We start from the raw sequence: 22,756 nt of genomic DNA, 5'->3' as shown, positions 1-22,756 counted from the left end.
CAGCTCCTACGGATCACATGACGCCTCAGCCGGTATGGAACAGCTGACGGATCAAGTTGGGCGTACTGCCAGTCCAGCGCTTGAACGAGCGGCGGAAGTTTGCCGCATCGTTGAAACTCAGGTACTCGGCCACTGCTTCATTGCTGAACCCCTTGATCTGGTACAGGTACAGGGCCACGTGCTTGCGCACCAAATCTACCTGCTGCTGGAAACCGGTGTCGTGTTTCTGCAGTTTGCGCTTGAGGGTGGCGGGGCTCATGGCGAAGGCCTGGGCGGCTTGTTCCAGGCTTGGGGTGTGGCGCACGTGGCGCTGTAAATAGCGGTACATGCCGTCGAGAAAACTCGACGTGCAGCCCAACTGTTGCAGTTGCCCCTGAGCTTCCTGACGGGCGACCTGGCCAGCGGTGGCCGATGCATCGGGCCATCGCTGGGCGAGAAATTCCCGGGGGATGCGCATCAGGTCCAGAGGCCGGTTGAACTGAGTGTGCTCGCCCAAATGCACCCAATATTGCTCGATGTAACGGGGCTCGGCATGGCTGAAACTGCATTCCCACGGCAAGCGCTGGCCGCTCAGCGCGCGACTCATGGCCACCAGCGAAGTCATGCTTGCTTCCAGCAGAAAACGCCATTGTTCGCCGGCCCCGCAACTGTCCAGCCAATAGAGATAGGCGTGTTTTTCATCCAGCACCAATCGCGGCGTCATCAACGGGCTGAGCAGCGCCTGTTGTTGCACCAGAGTATCGAGTGCCTGGTGCAGGTTTTGTGCATGGCGCAAGGCGTGGCTGGCGGCGCCGTAGTGGCCGGGCAGCAGGCGCTGACCGAACAGAAAACTGCTGTCGTCGGCATCCAGCAGACGTCGGCTGTTGCCGATCAGCGCGAAAAACTGCAGGGGGCTGAGGCGGGTCTGACCAGCCAGAATGTCTTCATGAAACAGCCCGGTGCCGCGTAGCAGACGATGACTGTCGATGTCCCGGGACAGCGCCAGATCGATCAGGGATGCCGGTTGATAATGCCCGGGGATGAAACGGCTGTCGGATTCGTACCACGTGGTTTTCAGGGTCATGGCCGGGCCTCAAGCCGTTCTGGCCAGAGGCTGCTTGGCCCGGGCCAGCGCCAGGTTAAGGCGCTTGAACAGGGCGTCTGGCGACTCGTTCAGCGCCATCACCACCGCCGTGCTCGCCGACAGTTGCAAGCGTTCGCCGTGCTGTCGGGTTTTGTGCGCCAGGCCCTGAACCGCTTGTTGCAGTTCCAGCGCCAGCAACCGTGCCTGGCTCTCACCGGTATTGGGCAGCAGCACCACGAAACGATCGCCGGCCAGTCGGCAGAGCAAGTCCTGGCGCCGCAGATTGAGCAGCAGCAAATGACTGAGCGCTTGCAACACGGCGTCGCCTTCGGCATACCCGAAGGCCTGATTGATGGCCGAGAAGTTGTCCAGGTCCAGCGCCAACAGCGACAGCGGCTGTTGTTGGTCGTGGCTTTCCTCAAAGCTGCCGGCCAGTTGACGCTTGAGGTAATCGGCGCCGCCCAGTGGCGTGAGCTTGTCGAACAACCGATGCTCGCGGAACAGCCGCTCGCGTTTCTCCATCTGCGCGCTGATTGCCAGTTGTTCGCGGTGCCAGTGATAGATGCCGATGGTCAGCAGGATCATGCCGACCGGCATCGGCCCGGACTCGAGCCAGTGATCCCAAGTGATGCTGTCGGGCAGGCGGATGAACTCGTCGAGGCTGTCGATCCACCAGGAAAAAAAGATCCCGCTCAAACCCAGCGCCAGGTAATTGGTGACGCGCCCGGCCGGCCGACTCTTGAGCACCAACCCCAACCAGACCAGCGCCAGCAGCGCCGAACCGCCCTCACCGACGATGTCCAGCCAGACCCATTCGCTGACCGGTTTCACCTCGCCGCAGGCCAAATGCAGAAGCAACCCCAGGTTGGCGGCCAACAGCAGCAGGGCGAGTTTCCAACGGTGAGGTTTGAGCACTGAGAACATGGCCGCGATCCTTTGGCGAAGAAGCAATGCGCGCCAGCACAGCAGATGTTTGTGACAGTCGGGTGACGGGGGGGGGAGGTCGAATCAGCTCATGGTCCTGTGGAATTTTCTGGCGAGTGAGGACCTGTGGCGAAGGCGCTTGCTCCCGCTGGAGTGCGCAGCGCTCCCCAACTTCAGTGGGTCAGGCAAAACCCATGCGGCCGCTGCGCGACCGAGCGGGAGCAAGCTCCCTCGCCACAGAGTCCGTATCGATCGTATGCAAACAAGTCATTTCAGCTCACTTCCCTCCCCGAAACCCCGCAAAACCCCGGTTTACCTCACCTCCCGCCACCCCCTGTCACAGAACCGTCATCCCCCGTCCCTAGCGTGCCCTCCCAGTTGCCGGGCCTCTTGCCTGGCGTTAACGGACTCTTGGGGGAGGACATTCATGTACAAGCGCAGCAGCACCGCCGGAGTCGTCGGCTTCACGCTCACCGCCCTGGCCATGGCCATCGCCAGTGAACGCCTGAGCGCCGCCGAAGCCGTGGCGAACACCGAACACGTCGAAGTGGTGGGCCAGGCGGCGAGCATTGATCAGGCGCTCAAGGAGCAGCGCAGTTCCGACAGCATCAAGAGCGTGGTGCATGCCGACGGCGTGGCGCAGTTGCCGGACGAGAACGTTGCCGAAGCGGTGCAGCGCCTGCCGGGCGTCAGCGTCGAGCGCGACCAGGGCGAAGGGCGGTTTGTCAGCGTGCGCGGCCTCGGTCCGGATCTGAACAGCGTGACCATCAACGGTACGCTGGTGCCATCGCCGGAAAGCGAACGCCGGGCCGTGGCCCTCGATGTGTTGCCCTCGGAATTGGTGCAGTCTTTGTCGGTAATCAAAACCCTGACCCCGGACATGGACGCCAATTCCCTGGGCGGCACCGTGGATGTGAAAAGCCTCTCGGCCTTCGATCACAAAGGGCTGTTCTACACCGGCAGCAGCGAAGCCAGTTACGACAAGAATACTCACCAGACCAGCCCGAAATTTTCCGGCGCCATCAGTGATCGCTTCAGCCTTGGCGATGGCATCGACAACTTCGGCGTCGCCGCCGCGCTGAGTTGGCAGAAACGCGACTTCGGCTCGGACAACGTTGAAACCGGCGGCGCCTGGGACTTCGAGCAAAGCGCCAAATTGCAGGAGTTCGAGCAACGCGATTACGACATCCGCCGTGAACGCTCCGGTGGCGGCCTGAACTTCGATTACAAACCCGACGACCTCAGCAGCTATTACCTGCGCACCCTGTACAGCCGCTACAAGGACAGCGAGACGCGCAATTCCACCAGCCTCGAATTCGCCGACCCGCTGGCGGCGGGGGAGTTGGGCGACGCCGAAGGCTCCCGCAAACTCAAGCAGCGGGAAGAGACTCAGGAAATCCAGTCCTACGTATTGGGCGGCGAGCGTATGTTCGGCCTCTGGACCCTCAGCGGCCAGGCCGGCTACAGCCGCTCCAGCGAGGACAGCCCGGGCCACATTGCCAACGCCGCGTTCAATGGCACCGAGGACTTCGCCGACAGCGGTTTCTACGACACCGAAAAGCCGCGGCCCATCATCGGTCAGGGCTTCTACAACCCGGACAACTTCAGCCTCGACAAGATCGACTGGGAAAAGCAGAAAACCACCGACACCGAGAAAAACCTGCGCCTGGACCTGGCCCGCGATTACGACCTCAGCGGCTATGCGTCCCAGGTCAAATTCGGCGGCAAGGTCAGCCGCCGCAACAAAGACAACAACCTCGACGCCTGGGTCTATGAAGATTTCGACGATCTGGGTTTCAGCGATGAACAGCTCAACCTCAGCCGCTTCCAGAAAGGCACCGTGGATTATCGCCTCGGCCAGTTCGGCCCGGGCATCAGCGGTAGCGCCATCAAGCAGTTGATCGGTGGCCTGAACCAGGCGGACTTCTACGACGAGACCGAATCGCGGGTCAACGACTTCAAGATCAGCGAGGACATCAACGCCGGCTACCTGATGAACACCATCGATATCGATGACTGGCGTTTCATTGCCGGCCTGCGCTACGAAGGCACCGAGTTCGAAGCCAAAGGCACCGGCGCCACCGACGGCGAGTTCCAGTCCACCGAAACCAAACGCCGTTATCACCACTGGTTGCCGGGCCTGCATGCGCGCTATCAACTGGACAAGAACACCCAGGTGCGCGCGGCCTGGACCAAGTCCGTGGTGCGCCCGACGTTCGGTCAACTGGCGCCGGGTTTTGTCATCGACGATGACGAGGCGAGCTTCGGCAACCCGGACCTCAAGCCGCTGGAATCCAGCAACCTCGACCTGGGCATCGAGCACTACATGGGCCATGCCGGCACGGTCTCGGCGTTCGTGTTCTACAAAGACATCAAGAACTTCGTCTACAACACTGACCTGGCCGGCACCGGTGCTTGGGCCGATTTCTCCGAGGCCCATACGTTCGCCAACGGCGACAGCGCCAAACTCTATGGCCTGGAGCTGGCCTACTCGCAGAAATTCGACTGGTTGCCGGCGCCCTGGAACGGTCTGCTGCTCGGCGCCAACACCACCTTCAGCCGCTCCGATGCCGAGATCGAAGGCTTCGACGCCGCCAGTGGTATCAACCGCAAGCGCAGCATCGATTTGCCCAATCAGTCCGACACCGTCGGCAACCTGATGCTCGGCTGGGAAGACGACAAGCTGAGCCTGCGTCTGTCGGCCAACTACAAATCCGATTACCTCTTTGAGCTGGCCTCGATCAACGACAAGGCCCATGACCTGCACGTCGATGCCCAGACCTTCGTCGATTTCAGCGCGCGGTATTCGCTGACCAAGAACCTGCAAGTCAGCTTCGAGGCGCAGAACCTCACCGACGAGCCGTACTTCGTCTACACCGGCAACCGCTCCTACAACGGCCAATACGAAGAATACGGCCCGACCTACAAGCTCGGCCTGACCTTCACCCACTTTTAAGCCCCGGGGCGGCAGCCCGGTGCTGCCGCCCTGATGGATGCACGACAAGGACTTTGCCTGTTCATGAGTATTTCGTGGTTACCCAAACAGGGTCTGCTGACCACCCTGATGAGCTTGACCATCGGCCAGGCCATGGCGGCCGCGCCGAACCTGAGCCTCACACCCTGGGCGCCGAACCTGGCGGTGGACGCGGTAGCGTTTTTGCCCGCCGGCACCGGTCCTGAACGCCTGGCCGCCAGCGAACGCGACGGCTTGCTGCTGCTCGACGCGCAAGGCAAGGAGCTGGCGCGGCTGAAAGGTTCGTTCAGCAGCCTGGACAGCCGCGCCGCCGGCCAACACGTCTTGGTGGCCAGCCTCGACAACGCCCGTCAACAAGCGCTGCTGGTCAGCCTCGATCCGGCCAAGCGCAGTTGGGGGCAACCGGTGTATCTGCCAACGCGGGATTACCCGGTAAACGGCTTGTGCCTGTACCGCGACGAAGCCGGCAACCTGTTCCTGTTTCTGGTGGGCGAGGAGGGCAAGGGTGAGCAATGGTTGGTGGGCAACGGCGCCACTTTGAACCCGCAACCGCAACGGGTGCGCGGTCTGCCGCTGCCGCCATCGGCACAGTTCTGCCAGGTCGACGACGCGGCCAATCAATTGGTGGTCAATGAGGAGAACGTCGGTTGGTGGGCCTACCCGGCGCATGCCGAAGCCGATGTAACGCGCACGCCGGTGGCCATGCGCGAACCGTTCGGCGAGATCAAACAGGCTGCGGGTGCGATGGCCTTGATGCCCGGTGGCATCGTAGGACTCGATCCGAAAGTCGCGCAGTTGCATCTCTATCAGCAGCAGGGTGAACGCTGGACGGCTCAGGCCACCTTGGCGTTGCCGGGTTTGAAGGAACCGGAAAACCTCGCCCTGCGCCCGACGGCCAAAGGCTTGCAAGTACTGCTGCGCGACGATGATGACGGTCGTCTGTATCAGGGCGAACTCAACTGGCAAACCACGCCGATGCCCTTGGCGCCGGTGCTGGCGAACGTAAAGGCAATCAGCCAAAGCGACCCGGTCGGGCGCCAGGGCGATGCCGCGGATGATCCGGCGATCTGGATTCATCCGCAGCAACCCGCCCTGAGTCGGGTGCTGGGCACCAATAAAAAGCAGGGGCTGATGGCGTATGACCTGCAAGGCAAGCTGTTGCAGGAGTTGCCGGTGGGGCGGCTGAACAACGTCGATATACGGCCGAATTTCAAGCTTGGTCAGCAGACCGTCGACCTCGCGGTGGCGAGCAATCGCGATCACAACAGCCTCAGCCTGTTCAGCATCGACCGCACCAACGGTGAGTTGCGCGAAGCCGGGGAGATCCCCACGCCGCTCAAGGACATCTACGGCATCTGCCTGTTTCAACCGGCCAGCGGCGAAATCTACGCAATCGTCAACGGCAAGGACGGCACCTTCCTGCAATACCGCTTGAGCGCGCCGAACGGCAGCGTACAGGGCGAGCTGGTGCGCCAGTTCAAGGTCGACAGCCAACCTGAAGGCTGTGTTGCCGACGACCAGCGCCAGCGCCTGTTTCTCGGCGAAGAGGATGTCGGCGTGTGGGCGGTGGACGCCCGCGCCGATCAGCCAGCGACACTCAGCAGCGTGATCAAGGTCGGTGCGCAGTTGCAGGCGGATGTGGAAGGGCTGGCGCTCTATCAAAGCGCGGCGCAGGACTATCTGGTGATCTCAAGCCAGGGCAACGACAGCTATGTGGTGCTCGATGCCGAACCGCCGTTTGCGTCTCGCGGTGCATTCCGCGTCGGGCTGAACGCGGCGGCGGGTATCGACGGCGCTTCGGAAACCGATGGCCTGGAAGTCACTTCGGCCAACCTCGGCGGTCCCTGGAGCCAAGGCATGCTGGTGGTGCAGGACGGCCGCAAACGCATGCCCGAGCAAACCCAGAACTTCAAATTCGTGCCCTGGGCCGAGGTCACCAAGGCGTTGAAATTGCCCTGACCCGGCCAGTCATCAACCTGTCATCACTATTTCATCGAATAGCTCAACGGCCGTCGCGCATCGACGGCCCGAGAGCGCCAGACAAGGAGTTTCACCATGCAAGCGACACTGGAACACATGACCATCTGGGGCCTGATCAGTGACGCCAGCCTGCTGGTCAAAGCCGTCATGCTCATCCTGTTACTGGCGTCGGTGCTCAGCTGGTATCTGATCATCCAGCGCAGCGGCGTGCTGCAACGTCGCGAGCGGCAGCTGAACGGCTTCATGCAGCGCTTTCGCAGCACTGCGGACCTGTTGCCGCTGTACCGCGAAACCGCACAGAGCACTGACAGCGAAGCCGGTGTCGAGCCGATTTTCCATGCCGGGTTTCAGGAGTTCAGCCACCTCAGGCAGCACTCGGGCAACGCGGCCGACGTGGTGCTCGAAGGCGTTGAACGGGCGTTGTACGTGGCCATCAGCGAGCAAGAAGTCCGCCTGGAGAAGGGCTTGCAGTTCCTCGCCACGGTCGGTTCCGTCAGCCCTTATATCGGCCTGTTCGGCACGGTGTGGGGGATCATGAATTCCTTCCTCGGCCTGTCCCAGGTGCAGCAGGCGACGCTGTCCACCGTGGCCCCGGGCATCGCCGAGGCCCTGATCGCCACGGCCATCGGCCTGTTTGCCGCCATCCCGGCAGTGATCGCCTACAACCGTTTTTCGGCGCGCAGCCAGACCCTGCTGACTCGCTACTACGCCTTCGGCAATGAACTACAGGTGCGCTTGCATCGCACCTTGCATGGCACGCCGATGAACCTGGCCGTCGCAGCCTGAAAGGAGAATGCAGATGCTCGTCAGACCGCAACGCAAGCACGGGCCCAAGGCCGAAATGAATGTGGTGCCGTACATCGACGTGATGCTGGTGCTGCTGGTGATTTTCATGGTCACCGCACCGATGCTGACCCAGGGCGTGAAGATCGAACTGCCCAAGGTCGCCAGTGAAGCGTTGGCCACCGATACCCGCCAGCAAATCCTTACCCTGTCGGTGAAGGCCGAGGGCGGCTACTACTGGAACCTCGGCGGTGAACTGGATACGCAGCACCAGACCGACAGTGCGGTGGCGCTCGACGAGATGCGCGCCAAGGTCGCGCAAATCGTTGCCGAACGCCGTGACACTCAGGTTTACATTCGCGCCGACAAGGACGTCGGTTACGGCAGCGTGGTTGCAGCCATGGCGGCATTGCAGCAGGGCGGTGTGAGCAATCTCGGGCTGGTGACCGAGGCCCCGCGATGACGGCGATGATCATGCCCGGTCCATCCATGACGTTGCGGGGCGCTGCCCGCAGCGGGTTCTGGAAAAACAGTCTGGCGGCGAGCCTGGCGGTAGGGGTGCATGCCATCGTGCTGGCGTTGTTGGTGCACGGCTGGTCGCTGGAGAAACCGCCCATCGAACAGCCAGCGGTGTTGAGAACGCAACTGGTGATGCTGCCACCGGCGCCGCAGCCACAGGCGCCTGAACCGGTTGCAGCGCCGACGCCGGAACCGGTTGCCGAGGCGCCCATCCAGCCCGTCAAACCTGCGATCGATCCGCAGATCCAGGCGCAAAAACTTGAACAGGCCGTTCTTGCGCGCAAACGCATCGAAGACAAAAAACGCGAACTCCAGGCCGAGCAACAACGCCAGCGTCAGGAGACAGAAAAACGTACTCATGACCTCGAACAGCAGCGCCAGGCCCAAGAGCAGGCACAACGCGCCGAACAATCGCGTTTGGCCGCCGAACGCGCGCGTCAGCAGGCCGCCCAAGTGGCTGCCGACAGCCGCCAATACCTGCCCCTGAGCAAGGACGCGCCGGACTATCCGCAACGGGCGCTGGATAAAAACATCGAAGGCGATTGCACCGTGGAATACACCGTCAATCCCCAAGGCAACATCGAGAACCCCAAGGTGCTGGACGGTTGCCATCCGTTGTTCATGCGTCCGTCGCTGGCCGCCGCCAACACCTTCCGTTACCAGCCGAGAATCGTTGACGGCCACGCGGTTGCGGTGCCGGCCGTGCGCAATACCTTTCACTATCGGATCAAGTAAGCGGCTCCCATAGCGGATCGGCGGTCGTGAGATAGACTGATCAGCGGGCATCGATCGGTGGGGGGGGGATGACAGGTGGCGCGCTTCAGATGGATTCGCTGATCACGGCGGCGGCCCGTGCGCTCGCAACGGGTGATCCCCTCGGTGCGCTGAACCGCATCGCCTTGCGCGACGATGCGCCAGCCCTCGCGCTTCGCGGCATCGCGATGGCGCAGTTGGGCGACCTTGTGCGCGCGAAGACACTGGTGCGCAGCGCCGCACGTGCTTTCGGGCCGAAAGAGGCGTTGGCCCGGGCGCGGTGTGTCGTCGCCGAGGCCGAGATCGCGTTCGCCTCGCGGGATCTGAACTGGCCAACCAAGGCACTCGACGCCGCGCGGGCGACGCTTCAGGCGCACGGCGACTGGGTCAACGCCGCCCATGCACGGTACCTCGAGATCCGCCGCTTGCTGCTGATCGGGCACCTCGACGAGGCCGAACACCGGCTCGCCGAACTCGATCCAACGTCGTTACCACCCGCATCGAGAGCGGCCTACGAACTGGTCGTGGCGGGCATCGCGATGCGTCGCCTGCAAACAAAAGCGGCGCGCGTTGCACTCGAACGGGCCGAGCGCGCCGCACAACACGCCGCTATCCCCGCGTTGACGGCAGAGGTCGAAAGCGCCGCCCGCATCCTCGACACGCCGGCGGCGCGGCTGATTGTCGGTGGCCAGGAACGTCCGATGCTGCTCGATGAAATTGAAGCGTTATTGGCATCCCCTGCGCTGGTCGTGGACGCGTGCCGGTATGTCGTGCGCGATGCAGGCTCGTCGGTTTCACTCGCCCGGCGGCCGGTGCTATTCGCGCTCGCCCGAGCGCTAGGCGAAGCATGGCCCGCCGACGTGCCGAGGGAGACGCTGATTGCGCGTGCCTTTCGGATGAAGTTCGCGGATGACTCTCATCGTGCGCGGTTGCGCGTCGAACTCGGGCGGCTGCGCGCGGCGCTGCACCTGATCGCCGATGTCGTCGCGACCCGGCGAGGGTTTGCGCTGGTGCCGCGCGTTGCGCGTGACGTCGTGGTGCTGGCGCGGCCTGTCGAAGAGCAACATGCGACGCTGCTCGCCTTCCTCGCCGACAGCGAATCGTGGTCGAGCTCGGCCCTGGCGTTGGCGCTTGGCGCCAGTCAGCGCACCGTGCAACGAACCCTCGACACGCTGGCGGCTGCCGGCAAGGTGCAGTCATTCGGTCACGGCCGGGCCCGTCGCTGGATGACTCCGCAGGTTCCGGGATTCGCGACGGTATTGTTACTCACTGGGTTGCTGCCCAATGACTAGCATCCACTTCACCCACCCAGTGAATGCAGTCAGTAAATGAGGAGCAAGACATGAAACATTCAACAGCCCAAATTATCCGCGAATACGGACCCTTTCCAGGCGTCGACAGCGTGCATGGCGTTACCCATGACGGTCAGCGCGTCTGGTTTGCCTCCGGCGACAAACTCAACGCCCTTGACCCCGCGAGTGGCAAGACGCTGCGCTCGATCGATGTCGCGGCCCATGCCGGTACAGCCTTCGACGGTCAGCACCTGTTTCAGATCGCCGAGGATCGCATCCAGAAAATCGACCCGCAGACCGGACGTGTGCTCTCCACCATCCCCGCGCCCGGCGGCGGCGGTGACTCGGGGCTTGCATGGGCCGAAGGGACGCTCTGGGTCGGCGAATATCGCGAGCGCAAGATTCATCAGGTCGATCCCCAGACCGGGGCAGTGCTGCGCACCCTTGAATCCAACCGCTTCGTCACCGGGGTGACCTGGGTCGAGGGCGATCTGTGGCACGGCACCTGGGAAAGTGACGAGAGTGAGTTGCGGCGAGTCGATCCGGCCACGGGCGAGGTGCTGGAGAGCGTCCAGATGCCAGCTGGCATCGGGGTGTCGGGGCTCGAGTTCGATGGCCACGACCGGTTTTTCTGTGGCGGCGGCAACAGCGGGAAGGTGAGGGCGGTGCGCCGGCCTGAATAAGCCTTTGCGGTGCAAGTCCGGGCCGATAACCAGCGTTTGCTCGAACGTTTTCGGTGCACGGAGCCGACCTGTTTTGCCGATGGTCTGGGCCAGTTGCTCAGAAGTCTTGAGAGCGGCGACCGGTGAGCCCCGGGGTGTATAACTTATGGCGGAAAGTTAGCGGCTACAGGATTAGGTCGTATAACCGGATGGAACTGTTGCAGCAGGCGTACCGTCAATCGAGGACAGGGCCACCAGAGCTGAACGAGAGGAAACGCCGAGGTGCTGGAGGCCATTATCCTTCGACCCCATAACGGAGGGCCTCTCCATGAGGATCGCTCAGATCGCGCCGCTCACCGAACGTTGTCCGCCCCGTTTGTACGGTGGCACTGAGCGGATCGTGTCTTACCTGACCGAAGAACTGGTGCGCCAGGGCCATGATGTCACGCTCTTCGCCAGCGGCGATTCGCAAACCTCGGCACGTCTGGAGTCAGGCGCGCACCAGGCCCTGCGGTTCGATCCACGCATCAAGGACGGGGCGCCTCATCACATCCTGATGCTTGATCAAGTCCTGCGGCAGGCGGATCAATTCGACGTGATGCATTTTCATGTCGATATCTTCCATTTTCCGTTGATTCGACACTTGGCCGGGCGCAGCGTGACCACGCTTCATGGGCGTCTGGACCGGTGCCGCCAAAATCGCCCGTCGGCTGGGTGAGCCGGAGCGGGCCCAGCGCCTGAAATACAAGGCTCAACGCTTGCGCGAAGAATTCGATACGCACTTTTTCGACGAAGAGCTGGGTACTTATGTATTGGCTCTGGACGGCAACAAGAAGCCTTGTCGAATCCGTACCTCCAATGCCGGTCATGCCCTGTTCGCGGGCGTCGCTTACCCGGAACGCGCGGCATCGGTCGTCAGCGCCCTGATGGACCGCTCATCCTTATCTGGCTGGGGCGTGCGCACTGTCGCGTCTTCCCAGGCTTCGATGATTCAGTCATGTCTGGGGATGAGCTTCAGTCCGAGGAAGTTCAACATCCTGTTCGACGAACCGGTGCTCCCGGCGTTTCTGGACACCATCGCCTTGCGGCGTTTGGCTGTGGGGGGGGGAATCTGTGGACTTGATGCTCAGGCGCTCGGGGGAAAACGTCATGATCGAGGTTCTCAATCGTCAGGGCCCGGTGCGGATCTTGAGTACCAGTCAGGAAGATGGACGCCAGCGTGTCAGAAGGTGAACGCTTGTCCCGACCGTGACCAATGCTGAGCCATTTCAGTCTCCAGCAGATGCTCAACCAGCACATCATTCAAAAAGCGGAACTGATCGTTGAGCCCAACCACTTCGTTACTGAAGTGGTTGGTTGCTGCCGGCATCAGCAAGGCCTCGAAGTGCTCGTCGAATACCAGCGCGACTGCTTTGCGAGACACGACTTGCTGCGAATAATAGTTGCTGTCGAACACCGGGAAGCTCACGGCTAGGCTGACGGAGTGAATCATGATTTCGGCTCCTGGGTTTGACCGATATCCAGTACGAAGCGGGAAAACAGGGTCAGGGTGACGGCCGTCAGGGCCAGGCAGGTCAGGAGATGGATCAACATGATTTGCCCCTCCGGTGCGGGGTTTGATTGGGATGGGATTAATCCTGCACCTGACGGTTTTTTTGCGGAAGGCATTCGCGGCGATGGTGAATATTGATGTGAATGATGGTGGCGATCTTCGGTGGTCTTGAGGGCGCCATCCATTCATCTGACGGACGGCCCCCGCCCCCGACCTATACTCAAATCAGTACGCTTTTTAGCGTCGAACACTCCGTTCGGCGAAGTCCGTAGGACGCCGCGATCTTGAACCTGCGTTCGCTGATCGTCGCTGTGTTAGTGATATTGGCGGGATGCGCCACGCCCACGCCTGTCCCGGTAATCGTGGTGCCGGTGGTGGTGTCCCAGAGCACCTGGCAGCAGGTGGACCGGGAGATTGTCGCCGCTTCGCAACAGGCCACCGAACAGGCCAGGGTCTACGCCCGCGGGTCCATGGAGCACTGGCGCACGCGGGTTTACCAGCAGACCGAAGAAGTCTTCATCCCCTGGTTCAGCAGCTACTGGACCCAGGAATGGCTGTCGATGAAAGTCAGCTGGTACACCATCAATGCCGGGGACGAGCAGGATGCAACGACCCAACGCCTGGCGGCCTATCTGCTGGAGCAATATCACCGGCGGGTGCTGGAACCAGTGGCGGTGGAGATCGATCCCGACGCGATCCTCGGCCAGGCGACAGAGTTTTATGTGCAGCTGATGGGTCAGCAACTCGACGTTATTTCCAAGCGTCATGGCGTGCCCATGGCGCAGCTCAACAGTCGTGTCCAGAAAATTCCGGCTATTTCGCTGGGCCCACCGTCCACCCGTGACGCTTCGCTGTACCAGGTGGTGCATGCCGAACTGAGCAAATTACCGGCCTACCTGGCGCTGATCGAGAAGATCCACACGGCGGGCGGCGAGAAGGGCATTGCTGCGACGGACGCCGGCATGGCGCCGGTGGCCAAGCGTGCCAGTAAGCGAATACAAGCCGAAATGGCCCCCCGAGGGGCGGCCAGCGCGGTGGCGGCTGTGGCAGGGAAGGCGGCCGGGGCGTTGATTTCCTTGGGTGTGGCGGGGGTGCGCGCGATTATTCAGGCCAACGACCGGCCCGATAGCGAGGCACTGATTCGCAGCAGTCTGGGCAATTCATTCGACAAGGCATGGGTGAAGCTGGTGAATAACCCCGCCACCGGCGTCATGGCCGGAACGCTGTACATGGCCAGGCAGATCGAGGGCAGCCTGGCCGCCACCATCGAACAGCCAGTTGAAGAATCAGTGGAACAGTCAGTTGAACAGTCAGTTGAACATTCAGTCGGACAGCCAGTTGAACAGCCGGTTGAACAGCAAGTCGAGCCGTCGGTCGATCAGAACGCGGGATCTGTCGATTTTAGCCACGTTGATTCGACTACCCAGCGGATCACCCCATAACCCGAGGAGAACGATCATGGCTTATGTCGATGGCTTCGTCGCTGCAGTACCCACCGCCAACCGCGAAAAATTCAAGCAACACGCGCAATCCGCCGCCGCGATCTTCAAGGAAAACGGTGCACTCAGCCTCGCCGAATGCTGGGGCGATGACGTGCCCGATGGCAAAGTGACTTCGTTCCCCATGGCGGTAAAACTCAAGGAAGACGAAACCGTGGTGTTTTCCTGGATCGTCTGGCCCGACAAGGCTACCCGTGATGCCGGGATGGCGAAACTCATGAGCGATCCGCGGATGCAACCAGACGTCAATCCGATGCCGTTCGACGGCCAGCGGGCGATATTTGGCGGTTTCGAGATGCTCGTCAAAGCCTGAAGTGGCAGCAGGGTCATTCCGGCGTCGGGGTGGTCCTGCAGCTTTTGCGATTACGAATTTCGCTGTCCGACGGTCGCTCTTTGATGAACTCGAAGCGCGGCTCACCTTCGTTGTAGTGAACCAGCCAGCCCCATTCCAGCTCGAACTCATCCTGGCCGGGCTTCGGTGGCACGGCCCACCATGGCTCTTTACTGATGATCTGACGCATGGCGCCCTCCCGTCGATTCGGTTGCTTCAACTATAACGCGCATGTCGGCAGGTGCCAGAAATGCACTTGCTGGCGTGGTATCCCTTTGTAAAATCAAAGGGTCCCCGAAGCCTTGAGGTGGCAGACATGAGCGATGAATCCCGCGAGCCGTTCAAGCGGCTGTTCTTCGCCCTGAACTGCGCCCCCGAACAACGCCGGGCCATCGCACAATGGCGCGGCGCGCTGGCGCTCAACGTCGGGCGCCCGGTGCCGGCGGAGAACTTTCATCTGACGCTGCTGTTTCTCGGCACGGTGGGGATGGCGCAGATAGCGGGCGTCTGCGAGGCCGCCGCCAATGTGCGGATGCCCGGCGTGCCGTTGACGGTTGTGCTTGATCGTCTGGAAGTCTGGCGTCGCTCCGGGGTTCTGTTGCTGGCGCCCGCGCAGGCAGAACCGCAGTTGCTGCAGTTGGTGTATGCGCTGGAGCAGGCCATGTTGCCGTTCGGCTTTGAAGACACCCGCCGGGAATTTCGCCCGCATTTGACCCTGATGCGCGACTACCGGGCGCCGGTCCCCGAATCCGCTACGCCGCCAGAGTTTTTCCTGCGTGCTGACCGCTTCACCTTGTTCGAATCCCATAAAGGCCGGTACCGGGCGCTGGCCGAATGGCCGCTGGTCTCGGCATAAAAAAAGGCGCCCGAGGGCGCCTGAAGTTCACCTTAACCGAGGAAGCCAGGTGAAGCCGTTCTTTAGAGAGGAGTGCAGCGGTGGTAAGGCGCTGCGTGAACGGAAAAGGAGAGAACACCTCGGTCCTGCATTGGTCTGTGGTGCTCAAATATTTTGTATCCGATACATCACCCCTGTGGGAGCCGGATTCCATGTTGACTACACGACCGCCATCGCGGGCAAGCCCGCTCCCACAGTGATCAGTGTCGTTCACAAATCCTTTGATCGAAGCAGATACCTGTGGGAGCGGGCTTGCCCGCGAAAGCGGTGGGTCAGTCACCAATGATGTTGAATGTGATGGCGCCTTCGCGAGCAAGCCCGCTCCCACATTTTGGTCCGTGGTAGTCAGATATTTTGTGTTCGATCGTGAATCACTTACCGAGCTTCACCCGCGTCCAGCCCCGGGTCATCACCCTCTGTGTAGCAATCGGCATATCTGGAATCGCATACAACGTCGCCATCACCGCTTGCGGCGGGTAGGAACCCGGGTCGTCGCGAATGGCTTCATCCACCAACGGCGTGGCCGCCGCGTTGGCGTTGCTGTAGCCGACGCTGTTGGTGACTTCGGCGATGATGTCCGGGCGCATCAGGAAGTTCATGAACAGGTAGGCGTTGTCGACGTTGGCCGCGTCCCGTGGGATGGCGACCATGTCGTAAAAGCTGCCGGCACCTTCTTTCGGGATGCTGTATTCGATTTTCACCTTGTCGCCAGCTTCCTGGGCGCGGGCCTTGGCTTGCAGCACGTCGCCGGAGTAACCGACGGCGACGCAGATGTTGCCGTTAGCCAGGTCGGAGATGTACTTCGACGAATGGAAATAAGCCACCGACGGGCGAATCTTCATGAACAGCGCTTCGGCTTCGGCGATCTGCGCCTTGTCCTGGGAGTTCACCGGGTAGCCCAGATAGTGCAGGGCGGCGGGGAGCATTTCTGTCGGCGAATCGAGGAAACTGATGCCGCAGGCTTTGAGCTTCGCGGCGTTTTCCGGTTTGAACAGCAAGTCCCAGGAATTCACCGGCGCATCAGTGCCCAGCACTTCCTTGACCTTGGCCGGGTTGTAACCGATGCCGATCGAACCCCACATGTACGGGAAAGCGTGGCCATTGTCAGGATCGCTGGCAGAGGCGTTTTTCAGCAGTACCGGGTTGAGGTTTTTCCAGTTCGGCAACTTCGATTTATCCAGCGGCTGATACACGCCGGCCTTGATCTGCTTGGCCAGGAAACTGTTGGACGGCACCACAATGTCGTAGCCGGATTTACCGGCCAGCAAGCGTGCCTCAAGGGTTTCATTACTGTCGAACACATCGTAGGTCACGCGGATGCCGGTCTCGTCCTCGAACTTCTTGACCGTGTCCGGGGCGATGTAATCCGACCAGTTGTAGACGCGCAATACCTTGTCATTGGCCTGGGCACCGGTAGCCATCGCGCCCAATAAGGACAGTGTCAGCAGAGTCCTGCCAAACATTTTCATCGGTACAACTCCATTTTCTTTTTATTCAAATACGCAAAGCAAAAGTGCAGTGAACACAAAACCTGTGGCGAGGGAGCTTGCTCCCGCTGGGCTGCGTAGCGGCCCCCAAAATTCTGGCAACCTTTGCCTATTTTGTGAGTGCTGCGCACTCAAGCGCGAGCAAGCTCGCTCGCCACAGGAGGGTGCTCACTTAACTGAACATTAGTGGCACTAGGCCGTCGCTTCTGCCATTTTCTTTTTCGGTTGCTGCCAGGACTCGCTGGCGGTCTGGTCCATCGCTTCCTGGATCGCCCGTTTGCGCGTGGCTTCGGCCTTGCGGCTGAAGTACCAGACCAGGAACGTCACCAGCGACACCGCCAGCAGAATCAGACTGGCCACGGCATTGATCTCAGGCTTCACGCCCAGACGCACCGCCGAAAACACTTCCATCGGCAGCGTCGTCGAGCCGGGGCCAGAGACGAAACTCGCCAACACCAGATCATCCAGCGACAGAGCAAACGACATCATGCCGCCCGCCGCCAGCGACGGCGCGATCATCGGAATGGTGATCAGAAAGAACACCTTGAACGGACGCGCACCCAAGTCCATCGCCGCTTCTTCAATCGACAGGTCCAGCTCACGCAAGCGCGCCGACACGACCACCGCCACATACGCTGCACAGAACGTGGTGTGAGCGATCCAGATCGTCACCAAACCACGCTCCTGCGGCCAGCCGATCAACTGCGCCATGGCCACGAACAGCAGCAACAGCGACAGACCGGTGATCACTTCCGGCATCACCAGCGGCGCCGTCACCAGACCACCAAACAGCGTACGACCCTTGAAGCGCGTCACGCGGGTGAGCACGAAAGCGGCGAGGGTGCCCAGCGCTACCGCCGCAATCGCGGTGTAGCAGGCGATTTCCAGCGAGCGCACCACCGAGCCCATCAATTGCGAGTTGTCGAGCAGGCCGACATACCACTTCACCGACCAACCGCCCCACACCGTCACCAGTTTCGAAGCGTTGAACGAGTAGATCACCAGAATCAGCATCGGCAGGTAGATAAACGACAGGCCGAAAATCAGCATGAACTTTGAAAATCCGAAGCGTTTCATCCCCGTCCCTCCATCTCTTTGGCCTGGCTACGGTTGAACAGCAGAATCGGCACAATCAGGATCGCCAGCATCACCACCGCCAGGGCGGACGCCACCGGCCAGTCGCGGTTGTTGAAGAACTCCTGCCACAGCACGCGGCCGATCATCAGGGTTTCCGGGCCACCCAGCAGTTCCGGAATCACGAACTCACCGACCACGGGAATGAACACCAGCATGCAACCGGCGATGATCCCGTTCTTGGCCAGCGGCACGGTGATTTTCCAGAAGTTGTTGAAGTTGCTCGAGCCCAGGTCCGACGCGGCTTCCAGCAGACTTCCATCGTGCTTGACCAGGTTGGCGTAAAGCGGCAACACCATGAACGGCAGGTACGCGTAAACCACCCCGATGTACACGGCGATGTTGGTGTTGAGGATCTCGATCGGCTGAGACGTGAGCCCGGTCCACATCAGGAATGCATTGAGCAACCCGTTGTTGCTGAGAATGCCCATCCACGCATAAACGCGGATCAGGATCGCGGTCCAGGTCGGCATCATGATCAACAGCAGCAGAACGTTCTGCGTTTCCTTGTTGGCCTTGGTGATCGCGTAGGCCATCGGGAAACCGATCACCAGGCACATCAGTGTGCTTAAAAACGCGACCTTCAACGAGCCGAAGTAAGCCGAGATGTACAACTCATCTTCGGTCAGCAGCGAGTAGTTGCCGAGGTTCAGCAACAGCTGGAATTTCTGCTCGGCGAAGGTGTAGATCTCGGAGTAAGGAGGAATGGCCAGCGCCGCTTCCGAGAAGCTGATCTTCATCACCAGGAAGAACGGCAACAGGAAAAACAGGCACAGCCACAGGAACGGAATGCCGATGACCAGTTTGCGGCCACTGGGCACCAGGCGCAGGAACTGCTGATTGAAGTTTCTCATGAGCGCAGTACCACGCCGCTGTCGTCTTCCCACCACACGTAGACCTGATCGTCCCAGGTCGGGCGCGCACCGCGGCGTTCGGCGTTGGCCATGAACGACTGGACGATCTTGCCGCCGGGCAACTCCACGTAAAACACCGAGTGGCCGCCGAGGTAGGCGATGTCATGCACCTTGCCTTCGGACCAGTTGTAACGGGTTTCGGGCTTGAGGGTGCTGACCAGCATTTTTTCCGGGCGGATGGCGTAGGTGATCGACTTGTCCTGCACCGAGGTGCTCACGCCGTGGCCGACGTAAATCTTCTGTTGCAGATCCGGGCTGTGAATGATCGCGTGACCTTCCAGATCCTCGACCACGGTTCCGTCGAAGGCGTTCACGTTGCCGATGAACTCACAGACCATGCGGCTGACCGGCGCTTCGTAGATGTCGACCGGGCTGCCGATCTGAGCGATCCAGCCCAGGTGCATGATCGCGATGCGTTCGGCCATGGTCATGGCTTCTTCCTGATCGTGGGTCACCATCACGCAGGTCACGCCGACGCGCTCGATGATCTCCACCAACTCCAGTTGCATCTGCGAGCGCAGCTTTTTATCCAGTGCCCCCATCGGTTCGTCGAGCAACAACAGCTTAGGACGCTTGGCCAATGAACGCGCCAGTGCCACACGCTGACGCTGGCCGCCGGACAACTGATGGGGTTTGCGTTTGGCGTACTGGGTCATGTGCACCAGCCGCAGCATTTCTTCGACACGGGCGTCGATTTCGCTGGCGGGCAAACGGTCCTGCTTGAGACCGAAGGCGATGTTCTGCGCCACCGTCATGTGCGGGAACAGTGCGTAGGACTGGAACATCATGTTGATCGGCCGTTCGTACGGCGGCATGTCGGTGATGTCGACACCGTCGAGCAGAATCCGCCCTTCGGTCGGGCGTTCGAAGCCGGCGAGCATGCGCAGCAGCGTCGATTTACCCGAGCCGGAACCGCCGAGCAGGGCGAAGATTTCCCCTTGATGGATCTCCAGGGACACATCGTCCACGGCGGTGGTTTCGTCGAATTTCTTGGTGACGCGGTCGACTTTCACCAACACCTTTTTCGGTGCCTGGTGACCTTCAAGAGCCTTCCTGTAGATGCTGGAGGCGTTTGCCATATGAAACTCCCAACAGGTTTCAGTCGTCGGGCCAACGCGGCCTGACTTAAGAGTGGATTGCAAACCCGGGTCGGGCGATGCCTGTAGGAGCACTGATTCCCCTGTGGGAGCGGGCTTGCCCGCGATGGCGGTGTGTCGTTGAAATCATCGATACCTGACACACCGCTTTCGCGGGCAAGCCCGCTCTCACAGGGATTTGCGCTTGCCTGACTGGCATTGCCCATACCGCGGGCTTATTCGGCACCGCCATCCTGGCTGCCTGGTCGTACTTGTTGTTATTGCGGTTCATCTATTACGTGAACGACCGGCGCGCAAAGGCACGCCCGCCAGACTCACGGGGGCAGTTAAATCGTTGAATGCTGTTTGAAGTCAGCGCGTATTACGCAGCGCCGCCCGTTGCCGGCACGCCTCGCCAAACGCCTGGAAAATACTCAAATAAGGAGGATTCGAAAGCACTTGCCATTCCGGGTGCCATTGCACGCCAACGGCGAAGGCCTTGCTGTGCTCGACGGAAATTGCCTCGATCAAACCATCCGGTGCGACAGCTTCAGCGCGCAGGCCGGGAGCGAGCCGGTCGATGCCCTGGCTGTGAATCGAGTTCACCTGGAACACCTGCGGCAAATCCAGCGCTTCAAACACACCACCTCGCTGCACGTTGACCGCATGAGCAGGCGCGTATTGCACTGACAGGTCCGGGTGATCCGCTTAGCGGTGATCGAGGTAGCCGGGCAGTTCGTGCACCTTCTGATGCAGGCTGCCGCCGAACGCCACGTTCATTTCCTGAAAGCCCCGGCAGATGCCGAGCACCGGAATACCGGCGGCAATGGCTGCGCGCAATAAGGGCAGGGTGGTGGCGTCCCGTTGCGGATCGTGATCCGTACCGGGGGCACTGGCCGGGCCTTGATAGTGGAAGGGTTCCACATTCGAGGGCGAGCCGGTCAGCAACAGACCGTCGAGCTGCGCGAGCAGGTCATCGATTTCGGTCAGGTCGCCTAAGGAAGGAATGACCACTGGCAACCCCAAAGCCGCGACGCTGACAGCACGCAAATACTTGTCGCCGCTGACGTGGTAGGGGTGCAGGCCAATCTGTTTGATGCACGCAGTAACGCCGATCAATGGCTTGAATGCCATTTTTATCACCTCGAAGTTTCACACTTGAACGAGCTTTTCCGGAGCTTAGCCTTGTTGATTTTAATTAACAACTCTCATGTAAAAAATTCTAAACGCCGGACATCCGATGCTGAGGATCTACGCGGTGTGCAAGCCTTATCTGGCACTCTGGTGTCCAAAAAAGGCCAGAAAATAAAGGCTGAAAGGCCAGGTGTTCGCTATTGACTTCACTTTGCCGTTCGGGTTGACTGGCTCTCGAGCGTGAAGTGAACATAATAATTAACAGCTAATAGGTGCATCATGTCGGTCCCTCTGCGTGCCGTTCAACTCAACGAAGCAAACGCATTCCTTAAGAAATATCCTGAGGTTTTGTACGTCGACCTTCTGATTGCGGATATGAACGGTGTGGTGCGCGGCAAGCGCATCGAACGCACCAGTCTTCATAAGGTTTACGAAAAAGGCATTAACCTCCCGGCGTCACTGTTTGCTCTGGACATCAACGGCTCTACGGTGGAAAGCACCGGCCTGGGTCTGGACATCGGCGACTCGGATCGCATCTGCTTCCCCATCCCCAATACCCTCAGCATCGAACCCTGGCAGAAGCGCCCGACCGCGCAGCTGTTAATGACCATGCACGAACTCGAAGGCCAGCCGTTCTTCGCTGACCCGCGCGAAGTGTTGCGTCAGGTGGTGAGCAAGTTCGATGACATGGGCCTGACCATTTGCGCAGCGTTCGAACTGGAGTTCTATCTGATCGACCAGGACAACGTGAACGGTCGTCCGCAGTCGCCACGCTCGCCGGTGTCCGGCAAACGTCCGCACTCTACTCAGGTGTATCTGATCGATGATCTGGATGAATACGTTGACTGCCTGCAAGACATCCTCGAAGGCGCGAAAGAGCAGGGCATTCCTGCCGACGCCATCGTCAAGGAAAGCGCCCCGGCGCAATTCGAAGTAAACCTGCATCACGTCTCTGACCCGATAAAGGCCTGCGACTACGCGGTGTTGCTCAAGCGTCTGGTGAAGAACATCGCCTACGACCACGAGATGGACACCACCTTCATGGCCAAGCCGTATCCGGGCCAGGCGGGCAACGGTTTGCACGTGCACATTTCGATTCTCGACAAAGAAGGCAACAACATCTTTGCCAGCGAGGATCCCGAGCAGAACGCCGCACTGCGTCACGCGATCGGCGGTGTGCTCGAGACCCTGCCGGCGCAGATGGCGTTCCTGTGCCCGAACGTCAACTCGTACCGCCGTTTTGGCGCGCAGTTCTACGTACCGAACTCGCCAAGCTGGGGCATCGACAACCGTACCGTTGCGGTACGTGTGCCCACCGGTTCGGCAGATGCCGTGCGCATCGAACACCGAGTCGCCGGCGCCGATGCCAACCCGTACCTGCTGATGGCGTCGGTACTGGCCGGTATTCACCACGGCCTGACCAACGAAATCGAACCGGGCGCCCCGGTCGAAGGCAACAGCTACGAGCAGAACGAGCAAAGCCTGCCGAACAACCTGCGCGATGCGCTGCGCGAGCTGGACGACAGCGAAGTCATGGCGCGCTACATCGACCCGCTGTACATCGACGTGTTCGTGGCGTGCAAGGAAAGCGAGCTGGCCGAGTTCGAAAACTCCATCTCGGACCTTGAGTACAACTGGTACTTGCACACGGTTTGATGGGCTCAAGGATGAAATGTGGGTGTACACAAATCGTGTGTACACCACCACCCCCTGTGGGAGCGGGCTTGCCCGCGATGGCGTAATCACAGCCAACATTAATGGCGCCTGATACACCGCAATTGCGG

21 protein-coding genes and 1 pseudogene are annotated in these 22,756 nt (G+C 60.7%); 13 read left to right on the top strand and 9 right to left on the bottom strand.

Translation table 11 applies throughout. From position 1 onward, the window contains the following. Window positions 1-25: 25 nt before the first annotated feature. Both PSH65_RS19140 and PSH65_RS19135 read right to left on the bottom strand, forming a co-directional pair. The gene (locus tag PSH65_RS19140; protein ID WP_305421785.1) at window positions 26-1,063 is read right to left on the bottom strand and encodes an AraC family transcriptional regulator; all 1,038 of its coding nucleotides are present in this window, start codon (window positions 1,061-1,063) and stop codon (window positions 26-28) included. A 9-nt stretch (window positions 1,064-1,072) separates the two neighbouring features. Beyond that, window positions 1,073-1,987 carry a GGDEF domain-containing protein gene (locus PSH65_RS19135; RefSeq protein ID WP_305421783.1) on the bottom strand — a complete coding sequence of 305 codons (915 nt, stop codon included), beginning with the start codon at window positions 1,985-1,987 and terminating at the stop codon, window positions 1,073-1,075. A 427-nt stretch (window positions 1,988-2,414) separates the two neighbouring features. On the opposite strand from PSH65_RS19135, the gene PSH65_RS19130 reads away from it, so the two are divergent. The 9 genes from PSH65_RS19130 (at window position 2,415) to PSH65_RS19090 (ending at window position 12,212) form a co-directional block, all read left to right on the top strand. Next, window positions 2,415-4,943, top strand: a complete 2,529-nt coding sequence (locus PSH65_RS19130; protein ID WP_305421782.1) for a TonB-dependent receptor — start codon at window positions 2,415-2,417, stop codon at window positions 4,941-4,943. Window positions 4,944-5,006: 63 nt separating this feature from the next. Then, window positions 5,007-6,920 (top strand): phytase, encoded by a 1,914-nt coding sequence (locus tag PSH65_RS19125; RefSeq protein ID WP_305421781.1) that lies wholly within the window; start codon window positions 5,007-5,009, stop codon window positions 6,918-6,920. Window positions 6,921-7,016: 96 nt separating this feature from the next. Then, entirely contained in the window at window positions 7,017-7,727 is a 711-nt protein-coding gene (gene tolQ, locus PSH65_RS19120; RefSeq protein ID WP_305421780.1) for a protein TolQ, read from the top strand. A 13-nt stretch (window positions 7,728-7,740) separates the two neighbouring features. Then, complete coding sequence (gene tolR / locus PSH65_RS19115) at window positions 7,741-8,187, top strand: protein TolR (RefSeq protein WP_305421778.1); 447 nt, start codon at window positions 7,741-7,743, stop codon at window positions 8,185-8,187. Further along, on the top strand, window positions 8,184-8,978 hold the full coding sequence (locus PSH65_RS19110) for an energy transducer TonB (protein ID WP_305421777.1): 795 nt from the start codon (window positions 8,184-8,186) through the stop codon (window positions 8,976-8,978). The genes tolR and PSH65_RS19110 overlap by 4 nt, the downstream gene beginning before the upstream one ends. 89 nt (window positions 8,979-9,067) lie before the next feature. Next, window positions 9,068-10,288, top strand: a complete 1,221-nt coding sequence (locus tag PSH65_RS19105; protein ID WP_305421776.1) for a helix-turn-helix domain-containing protein — start codon at window positions 9,068-9,070, stop codon at window positions 10,286-10,288. A gap of 50 nt (window positions 10,289-10,338) precedes the next feature. After that, a complete protein-coding gene (locus PSH65_RS19100) occupies window positions 10,339-10,971 on the top strand; it encodes a glutamine cyclotransferase (RefSeq protein ID WP_305421775.1) in 633 nt (210 codons plus the stop codon). A gap of 307 nt (window positions 10,972-11,278) precedes the next feature. Then, complete coding sequence (locus PSH65_RS19095) at window positions 11,279-11,668, top strand: glycosyltransferase (RefSeq protein WP_305421774.1); 390 nt, start codon at window positions 11,279-11,281, stop codon at window positions 11,666-11,668. Further along, a complete protein-coding gene (locus PSH65_RS19090) occupies window positions 11,622-12,212 on the top strand; it encodes a hypothetical protein (protein WP_305421773.1) in 591 nt (196 codons plus the stop codon). The genes PSH65_RS19095 and PSH65_RS19090 overlap by 47 nt, the downstream gene beginning before the upstream one ends. Here PSH65_RS19090 and PSH65_RS19085 read toward each other — a convergent pair. Next, window positions 12,173-12,442, bottom strand: a complete 270-nt coding sequence (locus PSH65_RS19085; RefSeq protein ID WP_305421772.1) for a hypothetical protein — start codon at window positions 12,440-12,442, stop codon at window positions 12,173-12,175. The two genes, PSH65_RS19090 and PSH65_RS19085, sit on opposite strands and share 40 nt — an antisense overlap. 344 nt (window positions 12,443-12,786) lie before the next feature. Between PSH65_RS19085 and PSH65_RS19080 the strand changes: the two genes are divergently transcribed. Together PSH65_RS19080 and PSH65_RS19075 are read left to right on the top strand one after the other, a co-directional pair. Beyond that, window positions 12,787-13,944: a hypothetical protein gene (locus PSH65_RS19080; RefSeq protein WP_305421771.1), complete on the top strand. Its 1,158-nt coding sequence runs from the start codon at window positions 12,787-12,789 to the stop codon at window positions 13,942-13,944. A gap of 16 nt (window positions 13,945-13,960) precedes the next feature. After that, the gene (locus PSH65_RS19075) at window positions 13,961-14,314 is read left to right on the top strand and encodes a DUF1428 domain-containing protein (protein WP_305421770.1); all 354 of its coding nucleotides are present in this window, start codon (window positions 13,961-13,963) and stop codon (window positions 14,312-14,314) included. A gap of 13 nt (window positions 14,315-14,327) precedes the next feature. On the opposite strand, the gene PSH65_RS19070 is transcribed toward PSH65_RS19075, so the two are convergent. Continuing rightward, a complete protein-coding gene (locus tag PSH65_RS19070; RefSeq protein ID WP_305421769.1) occupies window positions 14,328-14,522 on the bottom strand; it encodes a hypothetical protein in 195 nt (64 codons plus the stop codon). Between the two features lie 126 nt (window positions 14,523-14,648). Between PSH65_RS19070 and thpR the strand changes: the two genes are divergently transcribed. Further along, window positions 14,649-15,188 (top strand): RNA 2',3'-cyclic phosphodiesterase, encoded by a 540-nt coding sequence (thpR, locus tag PSH65_RS19065; RefSeq protein ID WP_305421768.1) that lies wholly within the window; start codon window positions 14,649-14,651, stop codon window positions 15,186-15,188. 410 nt (window positions 15,189-15,598) lie between these two features. Here the strand turns inward: thpR and PSH65_RS19060 are convergent, their stop codons facing one another. The 5 genes and pseudogenes from PSH65_RS19060 to PSH65_RS19040 all read right to left on the bottom strand — a co-directional run bounded on the left by PSH65_RS19060 (window position 15,599) and on the right by PSH65_RS19040 (window position 20,972). Continuing rightward, the gene (locus PSH65_RS19060; protein WP_305421767.1) at window positions 15,599-16,696 is read right to left on the bottom strand and encodes a polyamine ABC transporter substrate-binding protein; all 1,098 of its coding nucleotides are present in this window, start codon (window positions 16,694-16,696) and stop codon (window positions 15,599-15,601) included. 210 nt (window positions 16,697-16,906) lie between these two features. After that, window positions 16,907-17,791: an ABC transporter permease subunit gene (locus PSH65_RS19055; protein ID WP_305421766.1), complete on the bottom strand. Its 885-nt coding sequence runs from the start codon at window positions 17,789-17,791 to the stop codon at window positions 16,907-16,909. After that, the gene (locus PSH65_RS19050) at window positions 17,788-18,669 is read right to left on the bottom strand and encodes an ABC transporter permease subunit (RefSeq protein ID WP_305427017.1); all 882 of its coding nucleotides are present in this window, start codon (window positions 18,667-18,669) and stop codon (window positions 17,788-17,790) included. Before PSH65_RS19050 ends, PSH65_RS19055 begins: the two co-directional genes overlap by 4 nt. A gap of 29 nt (window positions 18,670-18,698) precedes the next feature. After that, window positions 18,699-19,841 (bottom strand): polyamine ABC transporter ATP-binding protein, encoded by a 1,143-nt coding sequence (potA, locus tag PSH65_RS19045; RefSeq protein WP_030128944.1) that lies wholly within the window; start codon window positions 19,839-19,841, stop codon window positions 18,699-18,701. A 369-nt stretch (window positions 19,842-20,210) separates the two neighbouring features. Beyond that, a pseudogene (locus PSH65_RS19040) lies at window positions 20,211-20,972 on the bottom strand (gamma-glutamyl-gamma-aminobutyrate hydrolase family protein). A 279-nt stretch (window positions 20,973-21,251) separates the two neighbouring features. Between PSH65_RS19040 and PSH65_RS19035 the strand changes: the two are divergent. Continuing rightward, on the top strand, window positions 21,252-22,628 hold the full coding sequence (locus tag PSH65_RS19035) for a glutamine synthetase family protein (RefSeq protein ID WP_050681361.1): 1,377 nt from the start codon (window positions 21,252-21,254) through the stop codon (window positions 22,626-22,628). Window positions 22,629-22,756: the final 128 nt, after the last annotated feature.

It is taken from the genome of Pseudomonas sp. FP603, from assembly GCF_030687415.1.
Taxonomy (GTDB): Bacteria; Pseudomonadota; Gammaproteobacteria; order Pseudomonadales; family Pseudomonadaceae; genus Aquipseudomonas; species Aquipseudomonas wuhanensis.
Note: the sequence above shows the minus strand (reverse complement) of the source record. Positions and strands in the feature narration are given on the sequence as shown.

Excerpts from the sequence above, each read along its gene's own strand:
- PSH65_RS19140 (WP_305421785.1), bottom strand. The coding sequence starts at position 1,063 with ATGACCCTGAAAACCACGTGGTACGAATCCGACAGCCGTTTCATCCCC.
- PSH65_RS19135 (WP_305421783.1), bottom strand. The coding sequence starts at position 1,987 with ATGTTCTCAGTGCTCAAACCTCACCGTTGGAAACTCGCCCTGCTGCTG.
- PSH65_RS19105 (WP_305421776.1), top strand. The coding sequence starts at position 9,068 with ATGGATTCGCTGATCACGGCGGCGGCCCGTGCGCTCGCAACGGGTGAT.
- PSH65_RS19055 (WP_305421766.1), bottom strand. The coding sequence starts at position 17,791 with ATGAAACGCTTCGGATTTTCAAAGTTCATGCTGATTTTCGGCCTGTCG.
- PSH65_RS19060 (WP_305421767.1), bottom strand. The coding sequence starts at position 16,696 with ATGAAAATGTTTGGCAGGACTCTGCTGACACTGTCCTTATTGGGCGCG.
- PSH65_RS19125 (WP_305421781.1), top strand. The coding sequence starts at position 5,007 with ATGAGTATTTCGTGGTTACCCAAACAGGGTCTGCTGACCACCCTGATG.
- PSH65_RS19035 (WP_050681361.1), top strand. The coding sequence starts at position 21,252 with ATGTCGGTCCCTCTGCGTGCCGTTCAACTCAACGAAGCAAACGCATTC.
- tolR (WP_305421778.1), top strand. The coding sequence starts at position 7,741 with ATGCTCGTCAGACCGCAACGCAAGCACGGGCCCAAGGCCGAAATGAAT.
- thpR (WP_305421768.1), top strand. The coding sequence starts at position 14,649 with ATGAGCGATGAATCCCGCGAGCCGTTCAAGCGGCTGTTCTTCGCCCTG.
- potA (WP_030128944.1), bottom strand. The coding sequence starts at position 19,841 with ATGGCAAACGCCTCCAGCATCTACAGGAAGGCTCTTGAAGGTCACCAG.
- PSH65_RS19090 (WP_305421773.1), top strand. The coding sequence starts at position 11,622 with ATGGGCGTCTGGACCGGTGCCGCCAAAATCGCCCGTCGGCTGGGTGAG.
- PSH65_RS19110 (WP_305421777.1), top strand. The coding sequence starts at position 8,184 with ATGACGGCGATGATCATGCCCGGTCCATCCATGACGTTGCGGGGCGCT.
- PSH65_RS19085 (WP_305421772.1), bottom strand. The coding sequence starts at position 12,442 with ATGATTCACTCCGTCAGCCTAGCCGTGAGCTTCCCGGTGTTCGACAGC.
- tolQ (WP_305421780.1), top strand. The coding sequence starts at position 7,017 with ATGCAAGCGACACTGGAACACATGACCATCTGGGGCCTGATCAGTGAC.
- PSH65_RS19100 (WP_305421775.1), top strand. The coding sequence starts at position 10,339 with ATGAAACATTCAACAGCCCAAATTATCCGCGAATACGGACCCTTTCCA.
- PSH65_RS19070 (WP_305421769.1), bottom strand. The coding sequence starts at position 14,522 with ATGCGTCAGATCATCAGTAAAGAGCCATGGTGGGCCGTGCCACCGAAG.
- PSH65_RS19095 (WP_305421774.1), top strand. The coding sequence starts at position 11,279 with ATGAGGATCGCTCAGATCGCGCCGCTCACCGAACGTTGTCCGCCCCGT.
- PSH65_RS19075 (WP_305421770.1), top strand. The coding sequence starts at position 13,961 with ATGGCTTATGTCGATGGCTTCGTCGCTGCAGTACCCACCGCCAACCGC.
- PSH65_RS19130 (WP_305421782.1), top strand. The coding sequence starts at position 2,415 with ATGTACAAGCGCAGCAGCACCGCCGGAGTCGTCGGCTTCACGCTCACC.